At 70.5% G+C, this 24,638-nt stretch carries 21 protein-coding genes, 1 tRNA gene and 1 pseudogene; 12 read left to right on the top strand and 11 right to left on the bottom strand.

Features of this window, described 5'->3' with window-relative positions; translation table 11 throughout:
* Positions 1-314: 314 nt before the first annotated feature.
* On the bottom strand, positions 315-1,250 hold the full coding sequence (locus ACWEOZ_RS35385; RefSeq protein ID WP_451915052.1) for an FAD-dependent monooxygenase: 936 nt from the start codon (positions 1,248-1,250) through the stop codon (positions 315-317).
* Positions 1,251-1,349: 99 nt separating this feature from the next.
* Positions 1,350-1,454 (bottom strand): annotated as a pseudogene (locus ACWEOZ_RS35380) (NAD(P)-binding protein); the annotation flags it as partial.
* Between the two features lie 120 nt (positions 1,455-1,574).
* Between ACWEOZ_RS35380 and ACWEOZ_RS35375 the strand changes: the two are divergent.
* Both ACWEOZ_RS35375 and ACWEOZ_RS35370 read left to right on the top strand, forming a co-directional pair.
* Positions 1,575-2,189, top strand: a complete 615-nt coding sequence (locus ACWEOZ_RS35375; protein ID WP_451915013.1) for a TetR/AcrR family transcriptional regulator — start codon at positions 1,575-1,577, stop codon at positions 2,187-2,189.
* Positions 2,190-3,073: 884 nt separating this feature from the next.
* Positions 3,074-4,600 carry a recombinase family protein gene (locus ACWEOZ_RS35370; protein ID WP_451915012.1) on the top strand — a complete coding sequence of 509 codons (1,527 nt, stop codon included), beginning with the start codon at positions 3,074-3,076 and terminating at the stop codon, positions 4,598-4,600.
* An 18-nt stretch (positions 4,601-4,618) separates the two neighbouring features.
* Here the strand turns inward: ACWEOZ_RS35370 and ACWEOZ_RS35365 are convergent.
* Positions 4,619-4,703 (bottom strand) — tRNA-Leu (locus ACWEOZ_RS35365).
* A gap of 47 nt (positions 4,704-4,750) precedes the next feature.
* Here ACWEOZ_RS35365 and ACWEOZ_RS35360 point away from each other — a divergent pair.
* The 5 genes from ACWEOZ_RS35360 (at position 4,751) to ACWEOZ_RS35340 (ending at position 14,089) form a co-directional block, all read left to right on the top strand.
* Positions 4,751-6,277, top strand: coding sequence for a tetratricopeptide repeat protein (locus ACWEOZ_RS35360; protein ID WP_451915011.1), 1,527 nt, complete (start codon positions 4,751-4,753; stop codon positions 6,275-6,277).
* A gap of 196 nt (positions 6,278-6,473) precedes the next feature.
* A complete protein-coding gene (locus ACWEOZ_RS35355; RefSeq protein ID WP_451915051.1) occupies positions 6,474-9,044 on the top strand; it encodes a fibronectin type III domain-containing protein in 2,571 nt (856 codons plus the stop codon).
* Positions 9,045-9,053: 9 nt separating this feature from the next.
* Positions 9,054-10,040, top strand: coding sequence for an AAA family ATPase (locus tag ACWEOZ_RS35350; RefSeq protein WP_451915010.1), 987 nt, complete (start codon positions 9,054-9,056; stop codon positions 10,038-10,040).
* A 76-nt stretch (positions 10,041-10,116) separates the two neighbouring features.
* Positions 10,117-11,262, top strand: a complete 1,146-nt coding sequence (locus ACWEOZ_RS35345; RefSeq protein ID WP_451915050.1) for a DUF58 domain-containing protein — start codon at positions 10,117-10,119, stop codon at positions 11,260-11,262.
* A 163-nt stretch (positions 11,263-11,425) separates the two neighbouring features.
* A complete protein-coding gene (locus ACWEOZ_RS35340; protein WP_451915009.1) occupies positions 11,426-14,089 on the top strand; it encodes a DUF3488 and transglutaminase-like domain-containing protein in 2,664 nt (887 codons plus the stop codon).
* Between the two features lie 124 nt (positions 14,090-14,213).
* On the opposite strand, the gene ACWEOZ_RS35335 is transcribed toward ACWEOZ_RS35340, so the two are convergent.
* A complete protein-coding gene (locus tag ACWEOZ_RS35335; RefSeq protein WP_451915008.1) occupies positions 14,214-15,029 on the bottom strand; it encodes an SDR family oxidoreductase in 816 nt (271 codons plus the stop codon).
* 156 nt (positions 15,030-15,185) lie between these two features.
* On the opposite strand from ACWEOZ_RS35335, the gene ACWEOZ_RS35330 reads away from it, so the two are divergent.
* The 3 genes from ACWEOZ_RS35330 (at position 15,186) to ACWEOZ_RS35320 (ending at position 17,636) form a co-directional block, all read left to right on the top strand.
* Positions 15,186-15,764, top strand: a complete 579-nt coding sequence (locus tag ACWEOZ_RS35330) for a TetR/AcrR family transcriptional regulator (RefSeq protein ID WP_451915007.1) — start codon at positions 15,186-15,188, stop codon at positions 15,762-15,764.
* A gap of 93 nt (positions 15,765-15,857) precedes the next feature.
* Entirely contained in the window at positions 15,858-16,247 is a 390-nt protein-coding gene (locus tag ACWEOZ_RS35325) for a YkvA family protein (protein WP_451915049.1), read from the top strand.
* Positions 16,248-16,322: 75 nt separating this feature from the next.
* Positions 16,323-17,636 carry an MFS transporter gene (locus ACWEOZ_RS35320; protein WP_451915006.1) on the top strand — a complete coding sequence of 438 codons (1,314 nt, stop codon included), beginning with the start codon at positions 16,323-16,325 and terminating at the stop codon, positions 17,634-17,636.
* A 110-nt stretch (positions 17,637-17,746) separates the two neighbouring features.
* Here the strand turns inward: ACWEOZ_RS35320 and ACWEOZ_RS35315 are convergent, their stop codons facing one another.
* Complete coding sequence (locus ACWEOZ_RS35315) at positions 17,747-18,589, bottom strand: hypothetical protein (RefSeq protein ID WP_451915005.1); 843 nt, start codon at positions 18,587-18,589, stop codon at positions 17,747-17,749.
* The gene (locus ACWEOZ_RS35310) at positions 18,543-18,749 is read right to left on the bottom strand and encodes a hypothetical protein (protein WP_451915004.1); all 207 of its coding nucleotides are present in this window, start codon (positions 18,747-18,749) and stop codon (positions 18,543-18,545) included. The genes ACWEOZ_RS35315 and ACWEOZ_RS35310 overlap by 47 nt, the downstream gene beginning before the upstream one ends.
* A 326-nt stretch (positions 18,750-19,075) precedes the next feature.
* On the opposite strand from ACWEOZ_RS35310, the gene ACWEOZ_RS35305 reads away from it, so the two are divergent.
* Positions 19,076-19,558, top strand: coding sequence for a hypothetical protein (locus tag ACWEOZ_RS35305; RefSeq protein ID WP_451915003.1), 483 nt, complete (start codon positions 19,076-19,078; stop codon positions 19,556-19,558).
* A gap of 307 nt (positions 19,559-19,865) precedes the next feature.
* Here ACWEOZ_RS35305 and ACWEOZ_RS35300 read toward each other — a convergent pair whose 3' ends face one another.
* Genes ACWEOZ_RS35300 through ACWEOZ_RS35285 form a run of 4 tightly spaced genes read right to left on the bottom strand, consistent with a single transcriptional unit; the run spans position 19,866 to position 22,575 of the window.
* Positions 19,866-20,144, bottom strand: a complete 279-nt coding sequence (locus ACWEOZ_RS35300; protein ID WP_451915002.1) for a hypothetical protein — start codon at positions 20,142-20,144, stop codon at positions 19,866-19,868.
* Between the two features lie 39 nt (positions 20,145-20,183).
* Positions 20,184-21,371 (bottom strand): ABC transporter permease, encoded by a 1,188-nt coding sequence (locus ACWEOZ_RS35295; RefSeq protein ID WP_451915001.1) that lies wholly within the window; start codon positions 21,369-21,371, stop codon positions 20,184-20,186.
* Positions 21,368-22,024, bottom strand: a complete 657-nt coding sequence (locus ACWEOZ_RS35290) for an ABC transporter ATP-binding protein (RefSeq protein WP_451915000.1) — start codon at positions 22,022-22,024, stop codon at positions 21,368-21,370. The genes ACWEOZ_RS35295 and ACWEOZ_RS35290 overlap by 4 nt, the downstream gene beginning before the upstream one ends.
* Complete coding sequence (locus tag ACWEOZ_RS35285) at positions 22,021-22,575, bottom strand: hypothetical protein (protein ID WP_451915057.1); 555 nt, start codon at positions 22,573-22,575, stop codon at positions 22,021-22,023. Before ACWEOZ_RS35285 ends, ACWEOZ_RS35290 begins: the two co-directional genes overlap by 4 nt.
* Between ACWEOZ_RS35285 and ACWEOZ_RS35280 the strand changes: the two genes are divergently transcribed.
* On the top strand, positions 22,501-23,322 hold the full coding sequence (locus ACWEOZ_RS35280; protein WP_451915048.1) for a sensor histidine kinase: 822 nt from the start codon (positions 22,501-22,503) through the stop codon (positions 23,320-23,322). The two genes, ACWEOZ_RS35285 and ACWEOZ_RS35280, sit on opposite strands and share 75 nt — an antisense overlap.
* 48 nt (positions 23,323-23,370) lie before the next feature.
* Here the strand turns inward: ACWEOZ_RS35280 and ACWEOZ_RS35275 are convergent, their stop codons facing one another.
* Complete coding sequence (locus ACWEOZ_RS35275; protein WP_451914999.1) at positions 23,371-24,357, bottom strand: malate dehydrogenase; 987 nt, start codon at positions 24,355-24,357, stop codon at positions 23,371-23,373.
* Between the last annotated feature and the right edge of the window lie 281 nt (positions 24,358-24,638).

The raw sequence follows: 24,638 nt of genomic DNA, 5'->3' as shown, positions 1-24,638 counted from the left end.
CCATCGCGAGACCCAGATCAGCCGCCTGAAAGACGAGCTCACCAGGCTCATGCAGCTGATGAACGCGATGTCGGCGCCCTTGACTGTTTGTCACACCGTTCGCCTGCTCATGGGCGCGCAGGCGCACGGATAGCCGCTGACCGAACACCTTCAACTTCCGGGGGCTTAGCCGCCCGGTCCGGGCGGCGATCTAAACAGGTGCGTGGATCTCCAGCGAGCAGGTCTCGCGCGCCGCGTTCGGAGGCGCAGCGCGTTTCGAGTCTGAGGGCCTCGCTGGCCCTGCTGCCGCGCGGACCAGGCTGACCTGTGGTTGATCAGTTCGCCGCGAACATCTGGGCCGCTAGGCGCCGCGAGTTCTCGATGGCCGCGAAACCACGCGGCAGCATGACGGCCTGGTAAGCCGCGACCGCTTCCAGCAACGATTTCCCGCCTCCTACGGCGGAGAGAATTTCGTCGGCCAGTGTGGCGGCGTCGGCCAGCGCGGTGTTCGCTCCGGCCCCCGCGGTGGGTGGCATGGTGTGGACTGCGTCGCCGAGCAGGGTGACTGGGCCCGGCGCCCACGCAGGTATCGGTTCGCTGATCCGGAACGTGATCGGGATGAATGATTCGGTGTCGGCGCGGGCGTAGATTTTGCGGATGACCGGATGCCAGTCGGCGACGGTGTTCGTCGAGAGTTTCCACAGCTCTTCCGACGACATGCGGAACAGCGTGTCGTCGGTGACGCCGAGATGATCCGGGGTCGCGACCAGGGTGACCATGAGGTAGTCCTGCGTCTCGGCCACGGGGGTGCGGAACCGGACGGTGCCGAACCCGGCGCCGCAGGTACTGCCGCCCGAGACCCAGCACAGACCACGCTCGAATTCCTCGGGAGACAAGGAATCGGTGAGGGGCATCCGGCCGTACAAACACCGCAGACCGAAGTCCTGCAGCACCGATTCGGGGAGCAACCGGCGCCGGATGACGGACCCGACGCCGTCTGCGCCGATCAGCAGATCCCCTTCGTCGCTGCCGCCTTCGGCGAAGTCGACCCGTACCCGTCCCGAGCTGGTCTCCTGGTAGTCGGACACCGTGTGCCCGAAGCGGACGACGTCGTCAAGGCCGGTGAGCAGGCCCTGGCGGAAGGTGTTGCGGTCGACGGCGGTGATCTGGTCGGCGGGAATGTCGGGGAATTGCTGCGTGAACACCTGCCGCAGTCCGGGGGTGAAGGTCGTCACCAGATCGCCGTTGCGGCCGCTGGTGCGGCGCAGCACAGCCAAGACCTCCGGCGGGACGCAGTCGGCCAGCGCGGCGTTGCCGGCCGGGTCGAGGTGGATCCGGTAGCCCTGGTTCCGGGTACGGGGTGTCGGGTCCTGTTCGTAGACGACGACATCGAGCCCGGCGTGGTGCAGTGCCTGCGCGAGCGCCAGGCCGCCGACACCGCCACCGGCGATGAGGATCTTTGTGCTTTCGGGCATCTCACTCCCCTTGTTGACTTGGTGCTCTCATCGTGCATCCAGGAAGTGACGCTGTCAAGCATCCGTTTGATTAGCTCATATATACGATTGATATAACAAGCCGAAGGTATGATCGCGTGCATGTCGGCGTCGAAGCCCCGCAGGTCCCCCCAGCCGCAGGAGCGGCAGCGTGATCCTGAACGCACCCGCGCGCTGATCCTGGACGCCGCGGTGACCGAGTTCGGCGCGCATGGCTATGCGGGTGCCCGGATCGGCGCGATCGCCGCCCGCGCCGGGGTGAACGTGCAGCTGATCTCGTACTACTTCGACAGCAAGGAGGGCCTGTACCAAGCCATTTCGCGGCAGTGGCAGCAACGGCAGGGCGAGCTGGCGCCCGCCGGCACGCCGTTGCCGGAGCAGCTGCGCCGTTATGCGCTGGAGGCATTGCGCAACCCGGACGGCGTCCGCCTACTGGCTTGGAACGGGCTCGAATACACCGGATCCGACGGGCACCCGTCGACCGGCATGTTCGCCGAAACCATCGAGGAGCTGCGGAAACGGCAAGAGGCCGGTGAGCTGCCCGCTGATCTCGATCCGGCCTGCCTGGTCGTCATGCTGATGGCCATGACCATGGCGCCCACCACGCTGCCGCACATCGTCGAGGGCACCTGCGGCGTTGACCCGCGCTCGGCCGAATTCCTCAACCGGTTCGCCGGTCAGGTGGCCATCCTGGCCCGGCACCTCGGGCTCGGCTAAAAGGGCAGGACCGGCCCCGATCCACGACCGAATGGCTACTGCGGCCGTGGCTGGCGGAAAGCCGATGCGCCCTGATCAAACCCCGGATCTGCCACCTCAGGACGCAGGACCGCCGGGTCGGTCACAATCCATCTTCGCTGCCTCACGTGCGGCTGGTCGTCGGTTCCCGCGGGGTGCTGCGCCACGGCCATTTGTGGGGCAGGCCGGGAGCTGGCGCGCCCGGATCGAGGCACTGCTGCTTGCCGGCTGTGCGCCGCCCGCAAGAATTCCAGGCTGCGTACGACCACGCCACCCGTCTCGGGGAGGTCGCTCACGTCGGAGGCTACGCGCCGTTGACGGGCCAGGGGTACAGCCGGCTGGCCGCCGCGCGCCTCGGTCCGGCGAACGACGCTTGCAGACCGCAGATCACCTGACCGCCCGACGACCATGGTGGCCAACGGTAGGCGGGCGTGGCCGGTCACGTCGGCAAATGCCTCTGGCCGCCATCGTCGACACGACCGCAACGACCAAATTGAAGGCGCCAGCGCAACAACCGATTCCATGCGCAGCCGGTCCGCGCTGACCGCCAACGACCCGGACGCCTTGGCGCAGGCATGCAGCATGGCACTACCCGTAATGCATCCTAGGATCCTGCTTTGCTAGCCATGACCCCGAAAAATAGCGAGACGGCACCGGATCAGATAGGAAGGCTGATCAGATCAACTGAACCCAGAGTCGGTCAGCGGGAGCGTTGCGGAACTCCCTTTCGAGTGACATCACCAACCCACGGTTCAGCACCACGCCCGCTGCGGGTACCTCAGCATCGACTCCTTACTGCCTCGATGTGAGGTGAGCACGATGCCGACTGCTCCTTTGGCCCCGCTCTCGAGGCCCAAGATCCATCCTTGGCGGCGTGGCTTCGGCGGCCACCGGCGCAGCTGCGGACCCGCGGCCAGCAGCAGGCTCGGCACGCCGAGCCAGGGCTGCGATTCGCGTTCTACGGGCGTACCTCGACCGGCCGGTTCCAGGACCCGGCGTCGTCGCGGGAGTGGCAGCGGGCAGACGCCATCCGGGTGATCTCCGGCCGTGGCCGGATCGTGGTCGAGTTCTTCGATATCGGCTACTCCCGCGCCCTGGCCTGGCACCATCGCCCCCAGGCCGCCGCGCTGCTGGACGCCGCCGCCGACGCCGATCGCGGATTTGATGCGGTCGTGATCGGCGAGTTCGAACGGGGGTTCACCGCCGGGCAGGCCCGCAGCATCATCGCGCAGCTGCATGCGTACGGCATCAGCGTGTGGCTGGCCGAGATCAACGGCCCGGTCGACCTGACCGACGCCACCCATCAGGCCCTGCTCCTGCTCCTCGGCCACCATGCCGAACGTGAGATTCTGCGCGCCCGACGGCGCACGACCGCGGCGATGTGCGCCCAGGTCCGCACCCAGGGCCGGCACCTCGGCGGCCGGCCGCCGTACGGCTACCGAATGGCTGACGCCGGACCGCATCCCAACCCGCAGCACTCACGATGGGGCCGACGGCTGCTACGCCTGGAACCGGATCCCGAGACCGCACCGCACGTGGAATGGATCTTCCAACAGCGCCTCGCCGGGCTCAGCACCGCCGGTATTGCCCGCAGCCTCAACGCGCTCGGCATCCCGCCACCGTCGGCACATGACCCTGCGCGCAACCCGCACCGCTCCGGCACCGCCTGGACGCTGCGGACAGTCGCAGCGATCCTGGCCAACCCCCGCTACACCGGCCGGCAGGTATGGAACCGGCAACACACCGATCACCACGAACTGCGGCCAGGCGACAAAAGCAGCCGCCCGCCCGGAGTGAAACCCTCCCGCGGCTGGAACCACCGCGAGCAGTGGGAAGTCTCGCCGCCGGGGGCGCATTCGGCGCTGGTCAGTGAGGCGGCCTTCGTCGCGGCGCAACAGATCACCGCCCTCGCGGTCCCGGACGACGCCAACCCGCACCGCTACCAATTGACCGGTCTGGTGATCTGCGGGCTGTGCGGACGCCGGGCCGAAGGGCACTGGGCACACGGACGGGCCCGCTACCGGTGCCGGCACGGCTACACCAGCGCCAGCGCCAGCGACGCTCAGCCAAACCGGATGAAGACGCTCTACGTGCGCGAAGACCAGGCCCTTGCCGAAGCCGGTGGGCAACTGGCGCGCCACCTCGGCACCACCTGGGACGCAATCCCCATCTCCGGTGTGGCCGGCCAGCTGCGCAGCCGAGGCATAGCGATCGTCTGCACACCGGTAAGCATCAACCTGGACACCGGCCCCGTCGAGATTGCTGGGCAGGACAACCTCGACGCTTTGGACGTTACCGACACGGGGCAACTGTCACTACTCGGGATCAGCATCCCGCAGGCCAGACAGGCAATCAAAAACCCCCAGCCCGATCATCCGCCGAAACGTGAATGATCGAGGTGGGGGTTAACGTGTCCGAGGGGGGACTTGAACCCCCACGTCCGATAAAGGACACTAGCACCTCAAGCTAGCGCGTCTGCCATTCCGCCACCCGGACAAGGTGAGCACAGCGTAACCGGTTCGACCTGCGGTTCGCATCCGCAAGTGGCCGCCCGGCGGGCTGCACAGGAGAGAAATATACACGCCCCTCCGGCACCCCCAAACGCCACCCCCGGACCGGACATATCGGAACAGTGGGCTCGCCCGTACTGGCGTCGCCGGACGGCAAAGGGCAGCATGGCCTGCGTGTCTCAGCCGTCCCCGCTCTTCGCCGCCCGGCAGCGCGCGCTGGCCCTCGCCGATTCCGGTGACCTTGGCCAGGCGCGTGCTGTGCTTGAGCATGCCGTTGATCTGGGGCGGGCCAATCTCGGCGAGGACGACCCTGACGTCCTGCTGACCGCTCAACAGCTCGCCACTGTGCATCAGCGTGCCGATGATCCGTCCGGGGCGCGGCGGGTGCTGGAGGAGGCGTACGCGGCCGGGCAGTGGCGGCTCGGGGACACCGACCCGGTCATGCTCGGCATTTCCTTCGATCTCGGCGTGGTCGCCGAGGAGATGGAGAACCGGCACGAGGCCCGGCGGGCGTTCGGCCGGGTGGCCGCGCACGGCCCGGCCGTGCTCGGCGCGGACCACTGGGCCGTCGTCCGCGCGCGCTCCTACCTGGGGGAAGACCCCCCGACGGTACGCATGGAGCTGCCCGCCGAGCAGCTGCAGCGCTTCCAGGTCCCGCCGCAGCGGCAGGCACCCCGGGACCAACAGGCACTGGTACGCCCCCAGCAGAGCCCCGTGCCACAGCAGCAGGTGGCGGAGTCTCAACCCCGCTACTTCCCCGAGCCCGACGCGGGGCAGCCCCGAGCGGATCAGGCCTACGAGGAGCCGGCACCGTCGAGTTACGGCCATCCCACGGCATCACGATCGGCCCCTCCGGCCTACGGCCAGCCCACCGCGTCACAATCAGCGCTGCCCGCCTACGGCCAGCCCGTGCCGACTCCGGTTCCGCCCAGCCGCGCTCACGACGTACCCCCGGCTTTTGCGCAGCCTGGACCACCGACTGCCGCGACCGACGCGCCCGGCCATGGTTTTCCGCCCGAGCCCGGCTACTTCCAGCCGACTCGCTACGACCAGCAGCCCATGCCGCAGATCATCTCCGCGCCACCGATCACCTCGGCCGCCCCGGCGGCGAGCACCGGCGATTCGTCGTACTCCCGGAAGGCTCCGGCCCTTTTCGCGGCGATTGCCGCGGTTTTCGGGGTGATCATCGCCGTGGTCGCGCTGGTTGTGGTTCTGGCCAACCGGGGTGACGATCCGGCCTCTGATGTGCCAACTCTCGCCGGCCCCGCGCCTAGCGATGTGCGCATGCGTGACTACGGATCGTCGGTCAAGTTGTTCTGGGCTGATCCGGCCAACGGCCGCGCGTCTTTTGTCGTCACCGGGGGCAAGCCCGGCGAACAGCTTCGGCCGATGGGTCAGGTCGGGCCCACCACGACCACGTTCGATCTCAATGGACTCAACGCTGACCTGGACTATTGCTTCGCCGTCGTGGCTGTCTACACCACCAGCCAGTTCTCGACCTCGCCGCAGGTCTGCACCAGCCGCGTTCCCGGCTCGGCCAAGCCTTCCCCGGGCAAATGATGATCACTCTCGGCGATCATCACTATCCACAACCGTGACTCGCCGGGTGTCCACACCACCCGCCGTCCCCCTATGATGGCCTGCGTCCTGAACGGGCGCCGCCGGCAAACGGGGAGGTAGGCAGGCTGTGGCCAGTGCAGATGTCGTGATCGGCCAGCGCAAGCGCCGGTGGCGCAGTCGTGGTGGGCTCGTCACTATGGGCACTGTCCTGAGCCTTGTCGCGGGCCTGGGACTCACCGTCCTCGGCCTCGGCGCCGCCGATCAGGCTGTCGCCAGCTACGACGCCGCTTCCTGGGTGTGGAGCAAGACCAAGAGCGAGGCCGCCCGGATCAACGGCGTCACCGCCCGGGTCGACACCCGCGTCAACGTTCCCAAGGCCGGCGGTCACCAGATTCAGATCTCGCAGAACGACCGCTTCGTGCTTCTGCGCGACATGCAGACCGGCGTCGTCAGCTCGATGGATCTCACCTCGCTGCAGATCTTCGTCGGGCCCGCCATGACCGCCGGCATCGGCGTCAGCGTCGCCCTGCACGAGGACGCCGCGTTCGTCATCGACGCCGTCCAGGGCGAGGTGCGCCAGCTCGACCCGCGCTCGCTCACCCCCATCGGCGAGTCGCTGCGCTACCCGCCCGGCATCACCGGCGGCGTCTTCGACGGCGAGGGCCGGCTGTGGATCGCCGTGCCCAGCGAGGGCACCGTGTCCGCCATCACCGCCGCTCCCCTGCCCGACGGAGGTGCCACCGGCGGCGCGGGCGGCCAGGTCGGCCCGGTGCAGATCCGCACCGAGAAAGTGGCCACGCCCAGCCACGACCTGACCCTGTCCACCTTGGAAACCGGCGTCGCGGTCCTCGACCGCACCACCAACGTCCTCACGACCTTCCGCGGCGACGCCCGCACCCAGCAGACCCTTCCGCTCAGCGGACCGGGCACGCTGCCCGAGCACACCGACGGCCTGGTCGTGCCGGTCACCGTCCCCGACGCCCGCCACGTGTACGCGGTGCCCTCGACCGGTGGCGTCGCCGACTTCGTGGTGCCCGGTGACGGCGGCGAGCTGCAGCCGGCCGTCGCCTGGGAGGGCTTCTTCTACGTCGCCGACGAGTCCACCGGCACCGTGCACGTGTTCGACACCGCCGGCCGTGAGCAGAAGAGCATCCCCTTCAAGAAGGCCGGCGGCCCCCTCGAGCTCGAGGTCCGCGAGAACTACCTGTTCATCAACGCCCCCGGCTCCTCCACCGCCCGCGTCGTCGACAACGCCCACCAGGTCCGCGTCGTCGACAAGTACGCCGACGACGTCCTCGGTGGCGATCCGCCGCCCACCCCGCCGGACCCGCCGCCGCCCCCGCAGAAGCCGAAGAAGCCCCCGGTCAGCAAGCCGGGAGCGCCGCGCAACGTGCGCGCCGCGGCCGGCAACGCCGAGGCCCGCGTGTCCTGGCAGGCCGCGCCGGCCAACGGCGCCGAGATCACCAAGTACGTCGTCGAGGGTGCCGACAAGACCTTCCAGGTCGGCGCCAACCAGCGCTCCCTCAACGTCACCGGCCTGACCAACGGCGAGACCTACCGGTTCGCCGTGCACGCGGTCAACAAGAAGGGCGACGGACCGGCCCGCACCAGCAACGCGGTGCGTCCGACCTCCGAGGTCCCCGACGCGCCCACGGCCGCCACGGCCGAGGCCAAACCCGACGGCACGGTCGCCGTCAGCTGGCCGGCCGCCAACGGCCAGGGCCTGGAGATCGAGCGGTACGCGGTGACCGCCGTCAGCGACGGCACCTCCGCGCCGCTCGGCGAGGTCAAGGGCGAGACGTCCATGACCATCAAGGACGGCGAGCTGGAGTACGGCAAGCAGTACGCGTTCACGGTCGTCGCCATCAATGAGCGTGGCGCGGGCTCCAAGGCTTCGCCGATCAGCAACAGTGTCGTGCCGTTCGCCAAGCCGAACCGGCCGGAGAACATCGACGCGGCCACCGTCAGCGACAAGGCCGGCACCATCCAGGTCACCTGGACCGCACCCGCCGAGAACGGCCGCCCGATCACCAAGTACGTGGTCGCCGCCGACGGGAAGACCACCGAGGTCACCGACGGCACCGGCGTGACGCTCAACGGCTTCGGCACCGGCGAGAACGTCTCGGTCGAGGTCCGCGCGGTCAACGAGGCCGGCGAGAGCGAAGCGGCGACCGCCACCGCGAAGACCCTGCCCAAGCCCGTCGTGACGATCACCGGCTCGTCTGCGACGTTCAACACGGCGACTGTCACGTTCAGCGTGAACGCCGGCGGGGCGCAGGCGACCTGCACGGTCAGGTCGTCCAACGGCGGCGGGTCCGCGTCCGGCAGCTGCTCGAGCCTCAAGGTCACCGGCTTGAAGCCGAGCACGAGCTACACGTTCACGGTGACCGCCAAGACCGCTGCCGGCAGCAGCGACGCCCGCACCCGCGACCAGGCGACCGACGCGCTGTTCGGCACCGCCACCTGCAACAACGGCGAGAACGGCGATACTGCGGACTACTGCGACGAGGACCGCGACGGCCGCAACGGCAACGAGATCTTCGCCAGCACGTCGCAGCAGAGCAAGCAGGTCGGCTGGGCCAAGCCCGGCACCCGGCTGGAGGCGTACTGCAAGGCGAAGGGCACCACCATCGACTCCTACATCTACAACAGCCACAAGAAGTCGAACTGGTGGGTCCAGGTCAAGTACGAAGGTAAGAACTACATCCCGTTCGCCTGGCTCAACCTCGACGGTGACGACGACATCAACGACCTGCCCACCTGCTGAGGAAGCCCTGTGAGCAACGAACCCCTGCCGCCCCAGCACATCCAGGGCTTCGCCGCCGTCGCGGCGCAGCTCGCCGACCGCATCGGCACGGTCGTGCTGGGCAAGCCCGAGGTCGTCCGGCTCGCACTCACGGCGTTCTTCGCCCAGGGGCACGTGCTGCTCGAGGATGTGCCCGGCGTCGGCAAGACCACGCTGGCCCGGGCCATCGCCGCGGCCGTGCGCGGTCAGTGGCGGCGCATCCAGTTCACGCCCGACCTGCTGCCATCCGACGTCTCCGGCGTGACGATCTTCAACCAGGCCAGTCGCGGGTTCGAGTTCCACCCCGGCCCGGTGTTCGCCAACATCGTCATCGCCGACGAGATCAACCGCGCCTCGCCCAAGACCCAGTCGGCATTGCTGGAGGTCATGGAGGAGCGCCGGGTCACCGTCGACGGCGTGCCGCATCCGGTGCCGCAGCCGTTCCTGGTGGTGGCCACGCAGAACCCGGTCGAGATGGACGGCACCTACCGGCTTCCCGAGGCTCAGCTCGACCGGTTCCTGGTCAAGCTGTCGGTCGGGTATCCCGCCGAGGACGTCGAGGTCGAGGTGCTGCGCGGGGCCGCGATGCGCTCCCCTGACGCGCTGGAGCCGGTCACCGACACGGCCACCGTCGGCGAGATGGTGCGGATGGCGTTGCGGGTGCACATCGCTGACCCGCTGTATACGTACGCGGTGCGTCTGGCCGCCGCGACCCGCGACCATCCGCAGGTCCGGGTCGGGGTGAGTCCGCGTGGGGTGATCGCGCTGACCCGGGCGGCGTCGGCTTATGCGCTGATCAACGGGCGGGGGTATGTGCTGCCGGAGGATTTCAAGGCGCTGATCGGGCCGGTGTTCGCGCATCGGGTGTTGTTGTCGCCGGATGCTCAGTTGCGCGGGGTCACGGCGGCTGAGGTGCTGGAGGACGCGGTGCGGTCGGTGCCGGTGCCGCTGCCGGACAATCAGCGCGTCGGTGCATGAGCGCCTGCACTGAGCGCAGGGCGGGTCGGCGCGACGGTAGCGGCTGCCGGTGCGCGTCGGTAGCGGCGGCGTCGGCATGAGGCGGCTCGGTGGTGTTACCGCGCGCGGGGCCGGCGTTCTTGTTGCCGCGCTGGCTCTGCTTGGTGCCGGGTTCCGGTTCGGGTATCCGGATCTGGCGCTGCTGGGCACCGCCGCTGCTGTCGCGGTGCTGTGTGGGGTCGTGTTCGCCGTGTGGCGGCCGGGGCTTGGTGTCGATCGGGTGGCCAGCCCCGACCGGGTGGCTCGCGGGGAGCCGGCCACCATGACCTTGACCGTGCACAACACCAGCAAGCTGCGGGCCGCGAACCTCGTTGCCGCCGACCGGTGTGGTTCGGCGAGTGTGCCCGTTCCCCTGCTGCGGTTGCGGCCCGGGCGGGACACCACCGTGCAGTATCCCGTTCCTACTCAGCGGCGGGGCGTGGTGCCGGTCGGGCCTCTGCGGGTGACCCGGACCGACCCGCTCGGGCTCATGACGTTGTCGCGGACCTATGGCGGCGTCACCAGTGTGTGGGTGCATCCGCGGATTCATCTGCTGCGGGCCGTTCCGGCCGGGATGGCGCGCAGCCTGGACGGGCGGATCGACAAGGTGCCACAGGGCAGCATCACGTTCGATTCGTTGCGGGAGTACGTCATCGGGGACGAGCTGCGGCGGGTGCACTGGCGCAGTTCGGCCAAGGTCGGTGAGCTCATGGTGCGCGAGCAGCTCGACACCAGTGAGCCGACGATCATTGTGCTGCTCGACGATCGGGCCGGGGCGCATCCCGACGTTCGTGACGGGACTGCCGACTCGTTCGAGTCCTGCTGTGAGGCCGCGGCTTCGATTGTGGCGGCCGCGGTGCGCGAGGATCTGCCGGTTGCGTTGCACCTGGTGTCGGGGATCGCCGAGGGGCCGTTCCTGGATGTGCTCACCGAGGCCGAGCTGCGAGCCGGTGATCTGAGCCAGACGTTGCGCAGTCTGCGGCAGAACCGGCTCGGGGACACGCTGGTCTATCTGACGGGACCGGGTGGGCGGGTCGATTTGGGTGCGGTGACCGCGTTGCGCGGGGCGTATCCCGTCGTTATCGCCGGGTTGTTCGGTGATCGCGACGCTGCGCCGGTGTCGGCCGGTGGTGGGCTCATCGTCATCGAGGCCGAGGACGGCGTCCAGTTCGCCGGCGCCTGGGACGGGGTGCGGGGATGGTGACGCCGGTGGAAGGGGCCGCGGCGCGGGACGCGATGACGTGGCAACGAGCCGCGACCTCCGCGGACGGGAGTGCGCGGATGGTGACAACGGGGGAACGACGGGCCGTGGACGCCTCGGACGGGGTGCTCCGATGGTGAGGTGGGTGCGGGCTGCGGTCGTACCCGTGGCTCTCGTGATTTTGATCGGGCTTTCCGGGGTGGTGCTCGGGCGGATCTATGCCGACGCGTTGCTGGTGCAGCTCGTCGCAGGGGCGGCGCTCGGGTCCGTCGGGCTCAGTGTGGCGGCGCGGCGGCTGCCGTCGTGGACGATCGCGCCGATGTCGGTGGTGCTGCTCGCCGGATACACGCTCGCGGCGTTGCGGGTGGCCGCGAACCGGGCCGAGATGACCGAACCGCTCGGTAAGATCGTCATCGATGCGCTGATCAACGGGATTCCGCGGCTACTCACCGCCATGATTCCGGTGGAGTCGACGCCGGACACCGTGGTCGTGCCGGTGGTCGCGGCGTGGCTGGCCGGGCTGGCCGGGGCCGAGGTGGCGGTGCGGTCCGGGCGGGTGCTGCTCGGGTGTGTGCCGGCGGCTGCGCTCTACGGGGGCGCGCTCTATGTTGTCGGCCCGAATGCGGGGACGGCCGGGTGGCCGACGGTGCTGTTCGCCGGACTCGTCGCGGTCGCGCTGGCGGTCAGTGCCCGGCCGGCGAGCGGGCCGGCGCTGTCCGGCGTACCGGCGAAGACCCGCGCGGCCGTGCGCGGCCGTGCGCTGGCCGGGGCGGCCGCCGGGCTGGTGGTCCTCATCGGGCTGATCGTCGTGGTCGGTCCGTGGGTCGGCGGCCGGGTCTCCGCGACCCCGGTCGACCCTCGGCGGTACGTCGAACCGCCGCAGGTGGACAGCCTGGACGAGAGTCCGTTGAACCGGATCTCCGGCTGGGCGCTGACCCCGGAACAGAAGCTGCTCGAGGTCGCCCCGGGCCCTGCGGACAAGGGGCGGACGCGGTTGCGGCTGGCGGTGCTGCCCGACTACGACGGGGTGACGTGGCGGGTCGGCGCCACCTACCGCAACGCCGGGCGGGTGCTGCCGGCTGCGGCCGCGCTGCCCGACGTGCCGTCGCGGCAGGTCACGCAGGACATCACGGTGGATGAGCTCACCGGGCGACTCCTGCCGGTGGTCCCGACGCCGACCGGCGTGGACGGGGTACGCGTCGCGTACGACCCGGCCAGTGGCACCTTGATCAGCCCGGAGGGACTGCGGCCGGGGCTGCGGTACACGGTGACGTCGCAGGTGCAGGAACCCGATTTCAACCTGCTCCCCGCGGCGGGCTCCCCCACCGGTGATGTGGTGGCGCGTTTCCTGACCGTCGGCTCGGGAGTTCCTGACACGATCTCGCGGCTGGCTGAGCAGCTGTCGGACGGCAACGCCGGATCGTTCGACCGGGCGGCGGCCATCGAGGAGTTCCTGGCCGAGCACTACCGCAAGGTCGCGGACTCGCCGAGCGGGCATGCGTACCCGAATCTGCAGTTCTTCCTGTTCGGGCCGCGGAACCAGGGCGGGCAACGCGGTACCTCCGAGCAGTTCGCGGCGTCGTTCGCGCTGTTGGCGCGGCTGACCGGGCTGCCGGCGCGGGTGGTGGTCGGCTTCGACGTGCCCGAGGGCGGGGGCACGGTCACCGGTGGTGATGCTGTCGCGTGGCCGGAAGTGTTGTTCGACGAGCTGGGGTGGGTGGCGTTCGATCCGTCGCCCAAGAGTGATCAGCCGCGGCCGGTCGAGGAGGACTTCACGCCCAAGCCGTCACCGCCGCCGACTTCTGAGCCGCCCCCGGCGTCGGAGGCGCCGAGTGCTTCGGCGCCGCCGGTGGTGGCTCAGGCGCCGGTGGCTGGGCGCGGTGGGACGTCCGGGGTGCTGGTTGCCACCGGGGCTTCGGGGTCGGTGTTGCTGGTGTTGATCGCGGCTGGGGCGACTGTCGTGGTGATGCGGCGGGGGTTGCGGCAGCGGCGGCTCGGGGTGGGGGCTCCGGATCAGCGGATCACGGGGGCTTGGTTGGAGTTCACGGATGCTTTGCGGTTGGCGGGGAGGCCGGTTCCGGCGCATCTTGCGGCTACTGAGGCGGCGGCTTTTGCGGCTTTGCCGCCGGTGCCGCGGCAGAGGAAGGGTCGGCGGTTCGGCCGGTCGCGCGCCGGAATCGATCCGGCCGGCTCGGATTCGCGAACGTCAGGCGTGGGGCGGAGTGGATCGGACGCAGGGCTGGGCGGGTTGGGTCTGAGCGGGTCGGCTCGGCGGGACGCCGTTGCCGGTCGGGGCGGCAGCGAAGCGGGGCCGGCCGGCGTGGCCGATGGGGCCGGACCGGCCCACGACGCTCGGCGGCCCCACGACGCCGGGCGGCCCCACGACGCCGGGCGGCCCCACGACGGCGTGCAGGCCTACGACGGCGGGCCGGTCTACGACGCTGGACCGGTCTACGACGCTGGACCGGTCTACGACGCTGGGCGAGGAAGCGACGCCGGGGCGGGGGCCACGCTGGAGGCAGCGGGTGGCGCTGTCGCGGTGGAGGCCTCGTCTGTCGGGTGGCGGCCGGAGGATGCGCCGGATCGTGGCGGGTCCAGTGCTGTGCGGGCGGCCGCGCCGCCCGCGGGCTATGAGATGCCGCCGTTGGACGAGCTTGTGGCCGCCGTCAATACGGTTGGTTTCGCGCCCGGGGCGGCTGACGGGCAGCAGGCTGAGCGGGCGGGACAGCAGGCGGTGGCGTATGCCGAGGCGCTGCGGGCCAAACGGTCCTGGTGGCGGCGGCTCTGGTGGAGCCTGCACCCGGGTCCTCTGCGCTGGCACCGCGAATAACGCGCCGCCGCGGGATGTCGTCGACCACCGTCCCGGATCGGGACACCCCGCGGTCAGGCGGTGGCGCGCACCGGGTGAACGGTGCGCGCGAGGCGTAACAGCGGAGCCTGCGTGAGCGGTGGCGTCAGCCCTGCGCGGCGTGGGACACGTGCTCCCAGTCGGACCAGGTCTGCAGGCGTTGCGCGTAGAGGTGCTTGACGAGCTCGACGGGCTGGCTGCCGAACAGCACACGCAGCGGCGGGTTGTCCGCATCGACGATCTGCAGCAGGGCCGGGCCTGCGGCGGCCGGATCGCCCGGCTGGGCCTGGCCCGCGCGGGCGGCCATGGCGTCGCGCAGCGGCTGGTAGGCCGGGTTCGGGTCGGCGTGCACGGCCGACGAGCCGGACCAGTCGGTGGCGAATCCGCCCGGCTCGACCAGCGTCACCTTGATCCCGAAGGCGGCGACCTCCTGGGCCAGGGACTCGGTGAAGCCTTCGAGCGCCCACTTGGAGGCGTGGTAGCCGCCGAGGGTCGGGAGCGCGGCGACACCACCGATGGTGGAGATCTGGACGATGTGGCCGCTGCCCTGCTCACGCAGGATCGGCAGCACCGCCTGGGTGACGAAGAACGCGCCGTACAGGTTGGTCTCCAGCTGGTCGCGGAGCTGCTGCTCGCTGATCTCCTCGATCGCGCCGAACAGCCCGTAGCCGGCGTTGTTGACCACCACGTCCAGGCGGCCGAACTTCTCGTGGGCGGTGGTGACAGCGGCGGTGACGGCGGACTTGTCGGTGACGTCCAGGGCGAGGGGCAGGACGTTGTCGCCGTACTTGGCGACCAGGTCGTCGAGGGTGCCGGTGGTGCGGGCGGTGGCGGCGACCTTGTCGCCGCGTTCGAGGGCGGACTCGGCGAACCGGCGGCCGAAACCGCGGGATGTGCCGGTGATGAACCAGACCTTGCTCATGGGGTTCCCTTTCCTGACGTGGGCGCACCACGGCTGAAGTCGCTGGTCAGAACCGGTCTGACTGGCTGCGCCGTCACCACGGTACACCAAACTTGGACTGCGTCTAATCATGGACGGCGTCTATCGCCGTTATGATCGTCGGGAAGGGGTGACACGATGAGCTTGCGGGAACAGAAGAAGCTGGCCGTCTGGCGAGCTGTCCGGGGCGCCGCGCTGCGACTGTTCGACCAGCGCGGCTACGAAGCCGTCAGCGTCGAGCAGATCGCCGCCGCTGCGAACGTCTCCCGCGCGACGTTCTTCAACTACTTCGCCAGCAAGGAAGCCGTCGTCTTCGACCAGGACCCGGAGGAGCGCGACCACTGGCGCACGCTCATGCACGCACGCCCCGCCGACGAGCCGCTGTGGGACTCCCTGACCGCGATCATGATCGGCTTCAACGAGCGGCTCGCCGACCGCATGCCCCTGCAACGCCGGCTCAAAGCGCAGTCCCCCGCGCTCGCCCAGTCGACCCAGGACCTCGGCGAGCAGTTCCGCACCGACCTGCGCGACTGGGTCGCCACCCGGACCGACGGCACGGACCCCCTCACGGCCACGCTGCAGCTCAACCTCGCCTTCGCCGCGGTCTCCACGGCCTACCAGACCTGGCCGGCCGACGAGTCGTTCGACCAGTACCTGCAACGACTCCGGCGCTGCCTCGACCAGGCCGGCGCCGGCCCCGCCGCCACAGCGAACTGACCCGCTGCCGATCGTCACCTCCGTGGCGGGACCCGGATTCAGGGGCGACCGGGACGCCGTAGGGTTCGGTGGGTGACGAACTGGCGGGACTGGATGGTCGGGCTCGGTGTCGCCGTGGCCTGTCTCGTGGCCAGCTGGGCGTTGCTGCTGGTGCTGGCCCGGCGGTTGCCGCCGGGGATTCTGCGGGATCTGGCCGCGTTCATCCCGGACTGTGTCACCACTGTGCGGCGGTTGCGGAAGGATCCCCGGGTGCCGCGGCGGGCTCGGATCGCCATCGTCATCGCCGGGATCTGGGTGGCCAGTCCGATCGATCTGATTCCCGAGTTCATCCCGGTGATCGGGCCGCTGGACGACATCGTCGTGGTGGCGCTGGCCCTGCGGTACGCGGGGCGGCAGGTGCCCCGGGAGGTGCTGATGGCCGCCTGGCCCGGCGAACCGCGGCTACTGGAACGGCTGCTCGGCCCACGCCGCGACGGAGGCTGACCGGCGGGGGTCAGTCCGCCCTCAGGTGGACGAGGCACCGACGGGTAATTCGCGTCACCTGGTGCGGCACCGGCGATGCGGCCGGCGGTGGGGTCGGGGAGGCTGCCGCTGGGAGGTCTGACTGTCATGTGTGCCGCCTGCGGAACACCCTCGCACGCGCCGGCGGCTGCCGCCGTACCCCGGAAGTTTGCCGCTCTCCGGAACAAGGACTGTCGTCCTTATCTTTTCGGGGCGGCGCTCGCGATGATGGCCGACAACATCGAGCACGTCATCACGTACTGGGTGCTCTGGGAGAAGTTCCACTCCCCGGCCCTGGCCGGCTTCCAGGTCATCAGCCATTGGCTGCCTTTTCTGTTCTTCTCCGTGTACTTCGGCGGGCTGGCCGACCGGTTCGACTGCCGGCGGGTCATCCAGGCGGCGCAGACGCTGTTCGCTCTCGTGTCGGTGGCCTGGGGCGTGCTGTTCCTGACCGATTCCCTCCAGGTGTGGTCGGCGTGTGTGCTGCTGGTGCTGCACGGGCTGGCCGGGTCGTTGTGGGGGCCGGCCGAGCAGCTGATGCTGCACGACTTCGTGGGCGACGACGAGTTGCCTTCCGCCGTCCGCCTGAATGCCACGTTCCGCAGCCTGGGCGTGCTGTTCGGGCCGGTCGTCGGGTCCGCGTTGCTGCTCGGGCTCGGGCCGGCGGCCGGGATCTTCGTCAATGTGGCGTTCTATCTGCCGCTGACGTTGTTCCTGTTCCGGACCAGGTTCACCGGGCACACCCGCGACGACCGGGCGCCGCGCCGGCGGATGGGGATCGTCGACTCGGTGCGGGCGCTCCGGGAGGTCAGCGCCAACCGGACGTTGGTCAGCATGATCATTCTGGGTGGGCTGGGGTCGTTCTTCGTCGGTGCCTCGATGCAATCGTCGATGCCGATCTTCGCGCAGGATCTGGGGGCGGGCAGCGCCGGGACGGCGTACGGGATCCTGCTCTTCGCCAACGGCGCCGGTGGGGTGATCGGCGGCATCCTGCTGGAGGCCACCGGGCGGCTGCGGCCGACCGTGGCCGCAGCCGTCGTCAGTACGGGCGTCTACGGGCTGAGCACGCTGCTGTTCGCCGTCTCGACCAGCTATCCCCTGTCGGTGTTGTTGCTGGTCGTGGGCGGGGTCGCCAACCTGGCCTCGATGTCGATCGGGCAGACCCTCGTGCAGCTGCTCGCCCCGCCGGCCGACCGCGGCCGGGTCATCGGGGTCTACGGGATGTCGGCCAACGGGCTGCGGTTCGGCAGCGGCGTCACGGTCGGACTGTTCGGCGCGGTCGTCGGCATCCACTGGTCGCTGGGGCTCAGCGCCGCCGCCCTCTGTGTGGGGACGGTGCTGGCGGGCATCTCGGCGCGCCGAGACCCATGACGCGGGGCGGCTCGGGCAGTGGGCAGCCGGCCGACCCCACTCAGGCAGCGACCGGCCAGCGACCAGCCGGCCGAGCCCAAGACCGGGCCTGCTCCCGCGACCCGGCCTGATCAGGCGGCGAGCAGCCGGCCGATCTCCCCCGCGCGGTCGCCCAGGGCGGTGCGCAGCGCGGCCGCGGTCTCCTCGCTGGAGCGCTCCGGGTCGGCCAGGGCGCCGACCACCGCGTCCGCGATGGCCTGGTAGTCCATCCCGGCCAGCACCAGCTGCGCCACCTGCTGCGGGTCTTCCTCGGCGACCTGGCGCAGCAGGCCCAGCATCTCCGAGAACAGCACCTCGTGCGTGGTGCGCCCGGTGCGGCCCACGGTCTGCTGCCACGGCGCCACGCGCAGAGCGGTGCGCTGGGGGTTGTCGCGGGCGTTCGGGCTCATCCGGGCGTTCCACCACGCGTCCATGCGGGCGTTGAAGTCGGACTGGGTGATCGTGGCCATGTCGTCGTCCTCGGCTTCCAGTAGGCCCCAGGGCCGGGTGTCGCGTTCCTGGGCGGTCGTGTAGCGCGCGGAGAAGTGCGCATGCTGGGTGTGGGCGTTGGCCCCGGTGTAGGTGCGGGTGGTCCACCCCCACGAGCGGGACCAGATCCGGCGGTTGTAGATCACGTTCTGGAGGCGGTTGTCGCGACCCTCGCGGTGCCGCATGACGATGACCTCCACCGCCTTCTGCATGGTCCAGCCGGCTTTGCGCAGATCCTTGTCCACATCGATGGCGTGGACCTCGTTGATGGAATCGGCGTCCTCGTACGGGGTGCTGCCCGTCTCGTCCGGGTTGTGGTCCGACGAGCTCTGCGAGTGCGCGGTGTCGCCGATGGACCCGTCGCTCGACTTGTCCCGGCCGGGCGACATCGCGTTGAACTCACTCCGGAGACTGACCAGGCACGGCACCAGGATCCAGCTCGCCATCGGAGGCCTCCTCCCACGGGTCGGGGACGGGCTCGCCCGCGTACTGCTCGGCGGGGCCCGGATCGTGCAGGTCGGCGTACTTGTCGCCGGCTTCGAGGTCCTCGGGAGACAACTGCGGCTCCGGCGGGGCCTGACTCACCGGGACGGACGGCTCGGTCATCGCGTCTCGTTCCTGTGTCGGGGGATCGGTCCGAGGGTGGACCGGATGGGCTCGGATGCGAGCCGCGTGAGTACCCCGGCCGGCGATGACCATCCCCGTTCAATCCGGAATTACCGGGATGTGCGATTGCCCGGACGTGACCGCACGGCCGGTAGCCGGCCCGGTTCCGCAGGTCACCGGGCTGTTGCTCATTGAAGGGCACCCGCTACGCGCAGTCCATCACCGAACCGGGGGACGAACGGGCGCACCCTTCGGAAAGACCACTCGTTGAGGGGTGCAATACCGACAAAAAGTACTAGGCGACATTGATCAAGTGGGGGCCCGACATGACCGTGGCGGTGTGGCTGTCGGTGCTGACGCCTCTGGTGCTGTTGATCGGGATCTGGGTCAATCAACGGCAGACCCGCCGGCAGGAACGGGCCGAGCAGGTGGAACGGTTCGCCCGCCTCACCGCACCACCGGGGATGACCGAGGACGAGCGAGAGACGTACGCCAAACTGGTGGTCGACGTTCACAGCCGGCTCCGGCGCTGGACCTCCATCGGCGCGTTTCTGACCCCGGCCGGCGAACACTTCCGGGCAGCGACGGCCATCGTGCAGAAGGCCCTCGAGAGCCTGCACGAGATGCGCTCGACCGGTGGTGGCGGCGAACCGGTCTCCCACGAGCATCTGCGGAAGCTGACCGAGGCGTACTTCGGTGACCGGATGGCGAGCCAGGACTGGGCGCAACTGCCGGAGGACGCCCTGCTGCGAGACGTCCGACGAGGATCGCTGGGGCGTCGGCGGCGGAGGGTCCGGCGCAGGCGCTGAGCGGCCGGCGACAGAACCACTTCGTCCACCGCTCGTTCTTCACTCCGGCAGTACGTCACATATCGCCTGGGGGTGGAGCCATGCCGCGTCCGGGTCCGCGCGAGGACGCACCGAGCACCACGGCAGCCATCCTCAGCCAACCGTTGTGGAAGCTGCGCCTGCGCAACGTGCGTATCCTGCTGCGGGCGCTCAGCCGACGCTGGCGGCTCCTGCTGATTGTTCTCGGCATCGCCGTTCTGTTGTCCATGTTCGCCGAACCGATCTATCAGAAAGTGCGTGACTGGTGGCACGGCGGCGGAGGCACTTTTCAGCACCAGGAGATGTCGGCAAGCACCACGCCACCGGCTGAGCCGCAGCCGGAGCCAGCCATGACTGACACCAGTCCACCGACGACATCGACGGCACCACGCCCGGCCAGGACAGCCCGCCCGCCGAGGCAGCCCTCCCGGCCGGCCACCGGTGCGACAACCTCACCACCGGCAACGCACAGGCCGAGCCGCACCCCGGTCTCCCCGGCGCCGGCCGCCACAGTGAGCCCGACGCCTACCCCGACGCGTGCTCCCATGTGCGCGAACGAGATCTCCATCCTGGGCCCGCTCCCCTGCCTCGGAGGCGGTTGACCGGCTCAGTGCGACAGCGCCTGACTCGGCGGCAGCCGCGCCGCCCGGGCTGCCGGATACCACCCGGCCACCATCCCGACCAGCATCGTTGCCGCGACCCCACCGGCGAGGGCCCACCCCGGCACGACCGGCGACCACGACCGGTACCCGGCATAGCCCGCCGTGACCGCGGCACCGATCACCACCCCCGCGACCCCACCGAGCGTGGCCAGCAGCAGCGACTCGCACAGGAACTGCAGCCGGATCTGGCCCCGGGTCGCCCCCAGCGCCCGGCGCAGGCCGATCTCCGCCCGTCGCTCCAGCACCGAGATGACCATGGTGTTCGCCACCCCCACCCCGCCGACGATCAGGGCCACCGCGCCCAGGCCCAGCAGCAGGCCGTTGAGGGCGTTGCCGGCTGCCCGGGCCGCCGCGAGCGCGTCGGAGGGCCGTGACACCTTCACCTCGTTCGGGGCCTCGGGGTTGGCCGTCGCCGCCAGTACCCGGCGGACCTGTTCCACCGACTCCTCCGCCGAGCGGGTGTAGACGGTGGTCGGTGAGCCGTCGAAGGCGAGCAGCCGCTGGGCGGCCGACCAGCCGACCAGGGCGCCCGAGTCGAGTTCGGGGGCCAGCGGCACCGCGGCCAGGACACCGACCACGCTGAACCATTGCCCGCCCAGCCACACCCGCGGGCCGGGCGCTTCGATGCCGAGGCGCCGGGCCGCCGCCGCGCCGAGCACGACGGCCGGGCCGTCGACGGCGTCGCTGAGCCAGCGACCCGCGGACAGCCGGGCGCCGACCGTGCCGAGCAGGTCCGGCCGGGCCGCGAGGACGGCGATGCTGCCGCTCTCCCCCACCGGGATGTACTCGTTGCGGTAGACCTTCGCCGCCAGCCGGCCGGTGGCGGTGGCCGACTCGACGGGGGCGATGCGCCGGACCATCGCCGGAGACTCGGCCGGCAGCTTCGCGTCCTCGCCGGTCATCGTCTGCCCCGGGGCGACCGTCAGCAGGTTCGTGCCGAGCTGGTCCAGGGTGCGGTTCAGGTCGGCGCGGCTGGACGCCGAGATGCCGACCACGGCCAGCATCGCGGCGATGCCGATGGCGATCCCGAGCGCGGACAGCACGATCCGCAGCGGGCGGGTCCGCAGGCCGGCCGCCCCGACCCGCAGCACGTCGCCGGGGGCCAGCCGGGCGGGACGCAGACGGCCGGTCATGACTCCGCCAGCCGGCCGTCGCGCATGTGCAGGCATCTCGGCAGTCCCCCGGCGATCTCCCGGTCGTGGGTGATCAGCACGACCGTGGTGCCGGTGGCGTGCAGCGACCGCAGCAGCTCCAGCACGCTCGCGCTGGCCACGGAGTCGAGGTTGCCGGTCGGCTCGTCGGCCAGCAGCACCGCCGGGTCACCGACGACCGCCCGGGCGATCGCCACGCGCTGGCGTTCGCCGCCGGAGAGTTCGTGCGGGCGGTGGTGGGCCCGGTGCTCCAGGCCGACGCGTTGCAGGACGCTCACGGCTCGGCGGCGGCGCTCGCGGCGGCGTACCCCGGTGTAGAGCAGGCCGTCGGCGACGTTGTCGAGGGCCGAGACACCCGGCGCCAGGTGGAACTGCTGGAAGACGAAGCCGATCGTGCGGGCGCGCAACGCCGACAGGGCCCGGTCGGGCAGGCTCGCCACGTCGTGGCCGTCGATGCTCACGGTGCCGGTGGACGGGCGGTCGAGGGCGCCGAGCAGGTGCAGCATCGTCGACTTGCCGGAGCCGGACGGGCCGACGATGCCGACCAGTTCGCCGGCGTCCACGTGCATCGACACCGCGTTCAGGGCCGCGACGCCGCCGGGGTAGGTCTTGCCGACCTCACTCATCCGGATCATGCCGGCATCCCCACGGTCATGCCGTCGGCGAGCCCGGCCCCGCTGACCTCGGCGCGGCCGTCGGCGAACATGCCGACCCGGACCGGCAGGTAGCGGGTCGCGCCGCCCTCGACGATCTGCAGGCCGTACCCGCCCTCGGCCAGCGCGACCAGCGCCGCGACCGGCACGCTCAGCACGTCCTTGCGCTGCTCGCCGGTGTAGGTGACCTCGACCGGGGCTTCGCGCAGCCCGCCGCCGGCCTTCGGGTCGCGCAGCTTGATCGTGACCGGGACCGTCGGATCCTCGCCCTTGTCGGCGGTCGCCTTCGCGCCCACGTGGGTCACCGTGCCGGGCGTCCTGCCGCCGTTGGGCAGGGTGACCGACGCCTTGGCGCCGGGCCGGGCCCAGTCGGCGTCGTCGGCCTCGGCGTCGACGGTGACGACCGAGGCCGCGCGCTGGCCGGGGTGGCGGTCATCGGCATCTGGCTGGGCTGGCTGATGGCCGGGCGGACCCTGCGCCCACTGCAGCAGATCACCGCGACCGCCCGCCGGGTCGCCGACCGCAACTTGCACGAACGCATCGGCCTGAGCGGCCCCAGGGACGAGCTGCGGCAACTGGCCGACACCTTCGACGACATGCTGGCCCGCCTGGACGCGGCCTTCGGCTCACAGCGCCGCTTCGTGGCCAACGCCTCGCACGAACTGCGCACCCCGCTGACCATCAACCGGACACTGATCGAGGTCGCCCTGAGCCGCCCCGACGCGCCCGCCGAGACCCGCCGGCTCGGCGAGACCCTGCTCACCGTCAACGCCCGCCACGAACGGCTCATCGAGGGCCTGCTGGTGCTGGCGGGCTCGGAACAGCACCTGACGACCCGCGAACCGGTCGACCTGGCCGCGGTCACCGACCGGCTGGTGAGCGCGGCCAAGCCCGAGGCGGCAGCCGCCGGCATCACCCTGCACGCGTCGCTGGAACCGGCACCGGTGCACGGTGATCCGATCCTGCTGGAACGCCTGGTGCAGAACCTGCTGCGCAACGCGATGACCTACAACGTGCCCACGGGCGAGGTGCGCATCACCTGCGCCGGTCAGCGGCTCACCGTCACCAATCCGGGGCCGGTCATCGCCGCGTACGAGATCCCGGGCCTGTTCGAACCGTTCCGCCGGCTGACCGACCGGATCGGCTCGACCGAGGGCAGCGGCCTGGGCTTGTCCATCGTCCGGTCGATCGTGACCGCCCACGGCGGCACGATCACTGCCGACCCGCGGCCCGGCGGCGGTCTCGCCGTCGTCGTCGAGCTGCAAGCCGCCGGGTTGTGACGGTGTTCGCGTGTGCAGGCCGCGGTGCTGTTCCGGCGCGATTGTTCGTCAGATCAGGCCGAGGCGCTGCACCGCTTCCCGCTCTTCCCGCAGTTCCTGCACGGACGCGTCGATGCGGCCACGCGAGAAGTCGTTGATGTCCAAGCCTTGGACGATCGCGTAGCGGCCGTCGCGGGCGACGACCGGGAAGGAACAGACCAGGCCCTCGGGTACGCCGTACGACCCGTCCGACGGCACCGCGGCGGACGTCCAGTCGCCGTCCGCCGTGCCGGTGACCCAGTCGTACACGTGATCAATGGCCGCGGAGGCCGCGGAAGCCGCCGAGGAAGCGCCCCGGACCTCGATGATCTCGGCGCCGCGCTTGGCGACCCGGGGGATGAACTCGCCGGACAGCCAGCTCTCCTCGACCAGCTCGGGCACCGCACGGCCGGCGGCCTCGGCGTGGAAGACGTCCGGGTACTGGGTGGCCGAGTGGTTGCCCCAGATGGCCAGCTTGCGCAGCTGCGACACCGGCACTCGCAGCTTGCGGGCCAGTTGCGCCTTCGCCCGGTTATGGTCCAGGCGGGTCATCGCGGTGAAACGCTCGGCCGGCACATCAGGCGCGTGGCTGCGCGCGATCAGGGCATTGGTGTTGGCCGGGTTACCGACGACCAGCACGCGTACGTCATCGGCGGCGCCGGAGTTGATCGCGGCACCCTGCGGCGCGAAGATCCCGCCGTTGGCCTCCAGCAGGTCACCGCGCTCCATCCCCTTGGTCCGCGGCCGCGCGCCGACCAGCAGCGCCACGTTGACGCCGTCGAACGCGTGCTTCGCGTCGTCCCACACATCCACACTGGCAAGCAGGGGGAACGCGGCGTCGTCGAGCTCCATCGCCGTTCCCTCCGCCGCCCGTACGGCCGCCGGGATCTCCAGCAGACGCAGGCGGACCGGCGTGTCCGCACCCAGCAGCTGCCCCGAGGCGATCCGGAAGAGCAAGGCGTAGCCGATCTGACCGGCCGCACCGGTCACGGTGACGGTGACTGGCGAGTTCGTCATCACTTCTCCAAGGTATCGCTCCGGCCCGGACGCCGAATGCACTGCGCGTGACCCTATGATCCGCTGGATCAGAAGCTGCCGAGGGTCAGACCACGCCGGGGCGGGCTCATCCGTCGGCTGTCACACCTGTTCACCGACGCTTTCGGCTCTGGGCGGCCCTCTTCTGGCTCCTCTCTGTGTCAAGACGCTGGCGCGAGTGACGTTCTAAGCTTGTTGTCGGCGGGTTCGGGAAGTGACTTCTCCGAAGAGTCGGTGTGGGGATGCAAGCCGGTCACGCTGGA

It is taken from the genome of Actinoplanes sp. NPDC004185, from assembly GCF_053603475.1.
This window is presented reverse-complemented; position numbering and strand designations above follow the sequence as displayed.

What these genes read in the sequence shown, in the direction of transcription:
- ACWEOZ_RS35375 (WP_451915013.1), top strand. Translation starts at nt 1,575, where the DNA reads ATGTCGGCGTCGAAGCCCCGCAGGTCCCCCCAGCCGCAGGAGCGGCAG.
- ACWEOZ_RS35355 (WP_451915051.1), top strand. Translation starts at nt 6,474, where the DNA reads ATGGGCACTGTCCTGAGCCTTGTCGCGGGCCTGGGACTCACCGTCCTC.
- ACWEOZ_RS35345 (WP_451915050.1), top strand. Translation starts at nt 10,117, where the DNA reads ATGAGGCGGCTCGGTGGTGTTACCGCGCGCGGGGCCGGCGTTCTTGTT.
- ACWEOZ_RS35335 (WP_451915008.1), bottom strand. Translation starts at nt 15,029, where the DNA reads ATGAGCAAGGTCTGGTTCATCACCGGCACATCCCGCGGTTTCGGCCGC.
- ACWEOZ_RS35330 (WP_451915007.1), top strand. Translation starts at nt 15,186, where the DNA reads ATGAGCTTGCGGGAACAGAAGAAGCTGGCCGTCTGGCGAGCTGTCCGG.
- ACWEOZ_RS35325 (WP_451915049.1), top strand. Translation starts at nt 15,858, where the DNA reads ATGGTCGGGCTCGGTGTCGCCGTGGCCTGTCTCGTGGCCAGCTGGGCG.
- ACWEOZ_RS35320 (WP_451915006.1), top strand. Translation starts at nt 16,323, where the DNA reads ATGCGGCCGGCGGTGGGGTCGGGGAGGCTGCCGCTGGGAGGTCTGACT.
- ACWEOZ_RS35315 (WP_451915005.1), bottom strand. Translation starts at nt 18,589, where the DNA reads ATGGCGAGCTGGATCCTGGTGCCGTGCCTGGTCAGTCTCCGGAGTGAG.
- ACWEOZ_RS35310 (WP_451915004.1), bottom strand. Translation starts at nt 18,749, where the DNA reads ATGACCGAGCCGTCCGTCCCGGTGAGTCAGGCCCCGCCGGAGCCGCAG.
- ACWEOZ_RS35305 (WP_451915003.1), top strand. Translation starts at nt 19,076, where the DNA reads ATGACCGTGGCGGTGTGGCTGTCGGTGCTGACGCCTCTGGTGCTGTTG.
- ACWEOZ_RS35300 (WP_451915002.1), bottom strand. Translation starts at nt 20,144, where the DNA reads ATGGAGATCTCGTTCGCGCACATGGGAGCACGCGTCGGGGTAGGCGTC.
- ACWEOZ_RS35295 (WP_451915001.1), bottom strand. Translation starts at nt 21,371, where the DNA reads ATGACCGGCCGTCTGCGTCCCGCCCGGCTGGCCCCCGGCGACGTGCTG.
- ACWEOZ_RS35290 (WP_451915000.1), bottom strand. Translation starts at nt 22,024, where the DNA reads ATGATCCGGATGAGTGAGGTCGGCAAGACCTACCCCGGCGGCGTCGCG.
- ACWEOZ_RS35280 (WP_451915048.1), top strand. Translation starts at nt 22,501, where the DNA reads ATGGCCGGGCGGACCCTGCGCCCACTGCAGCAGATCACCGCGACCGCC.
- ACWEOZ_RS35275 (WP_451914999.1), bottom strand. Translation starts at nt 24,357, where the DNA reads ATGACGAACTCGCCAGTCACCGTCACCGTGACCGGTGCGGCCGGTCAG.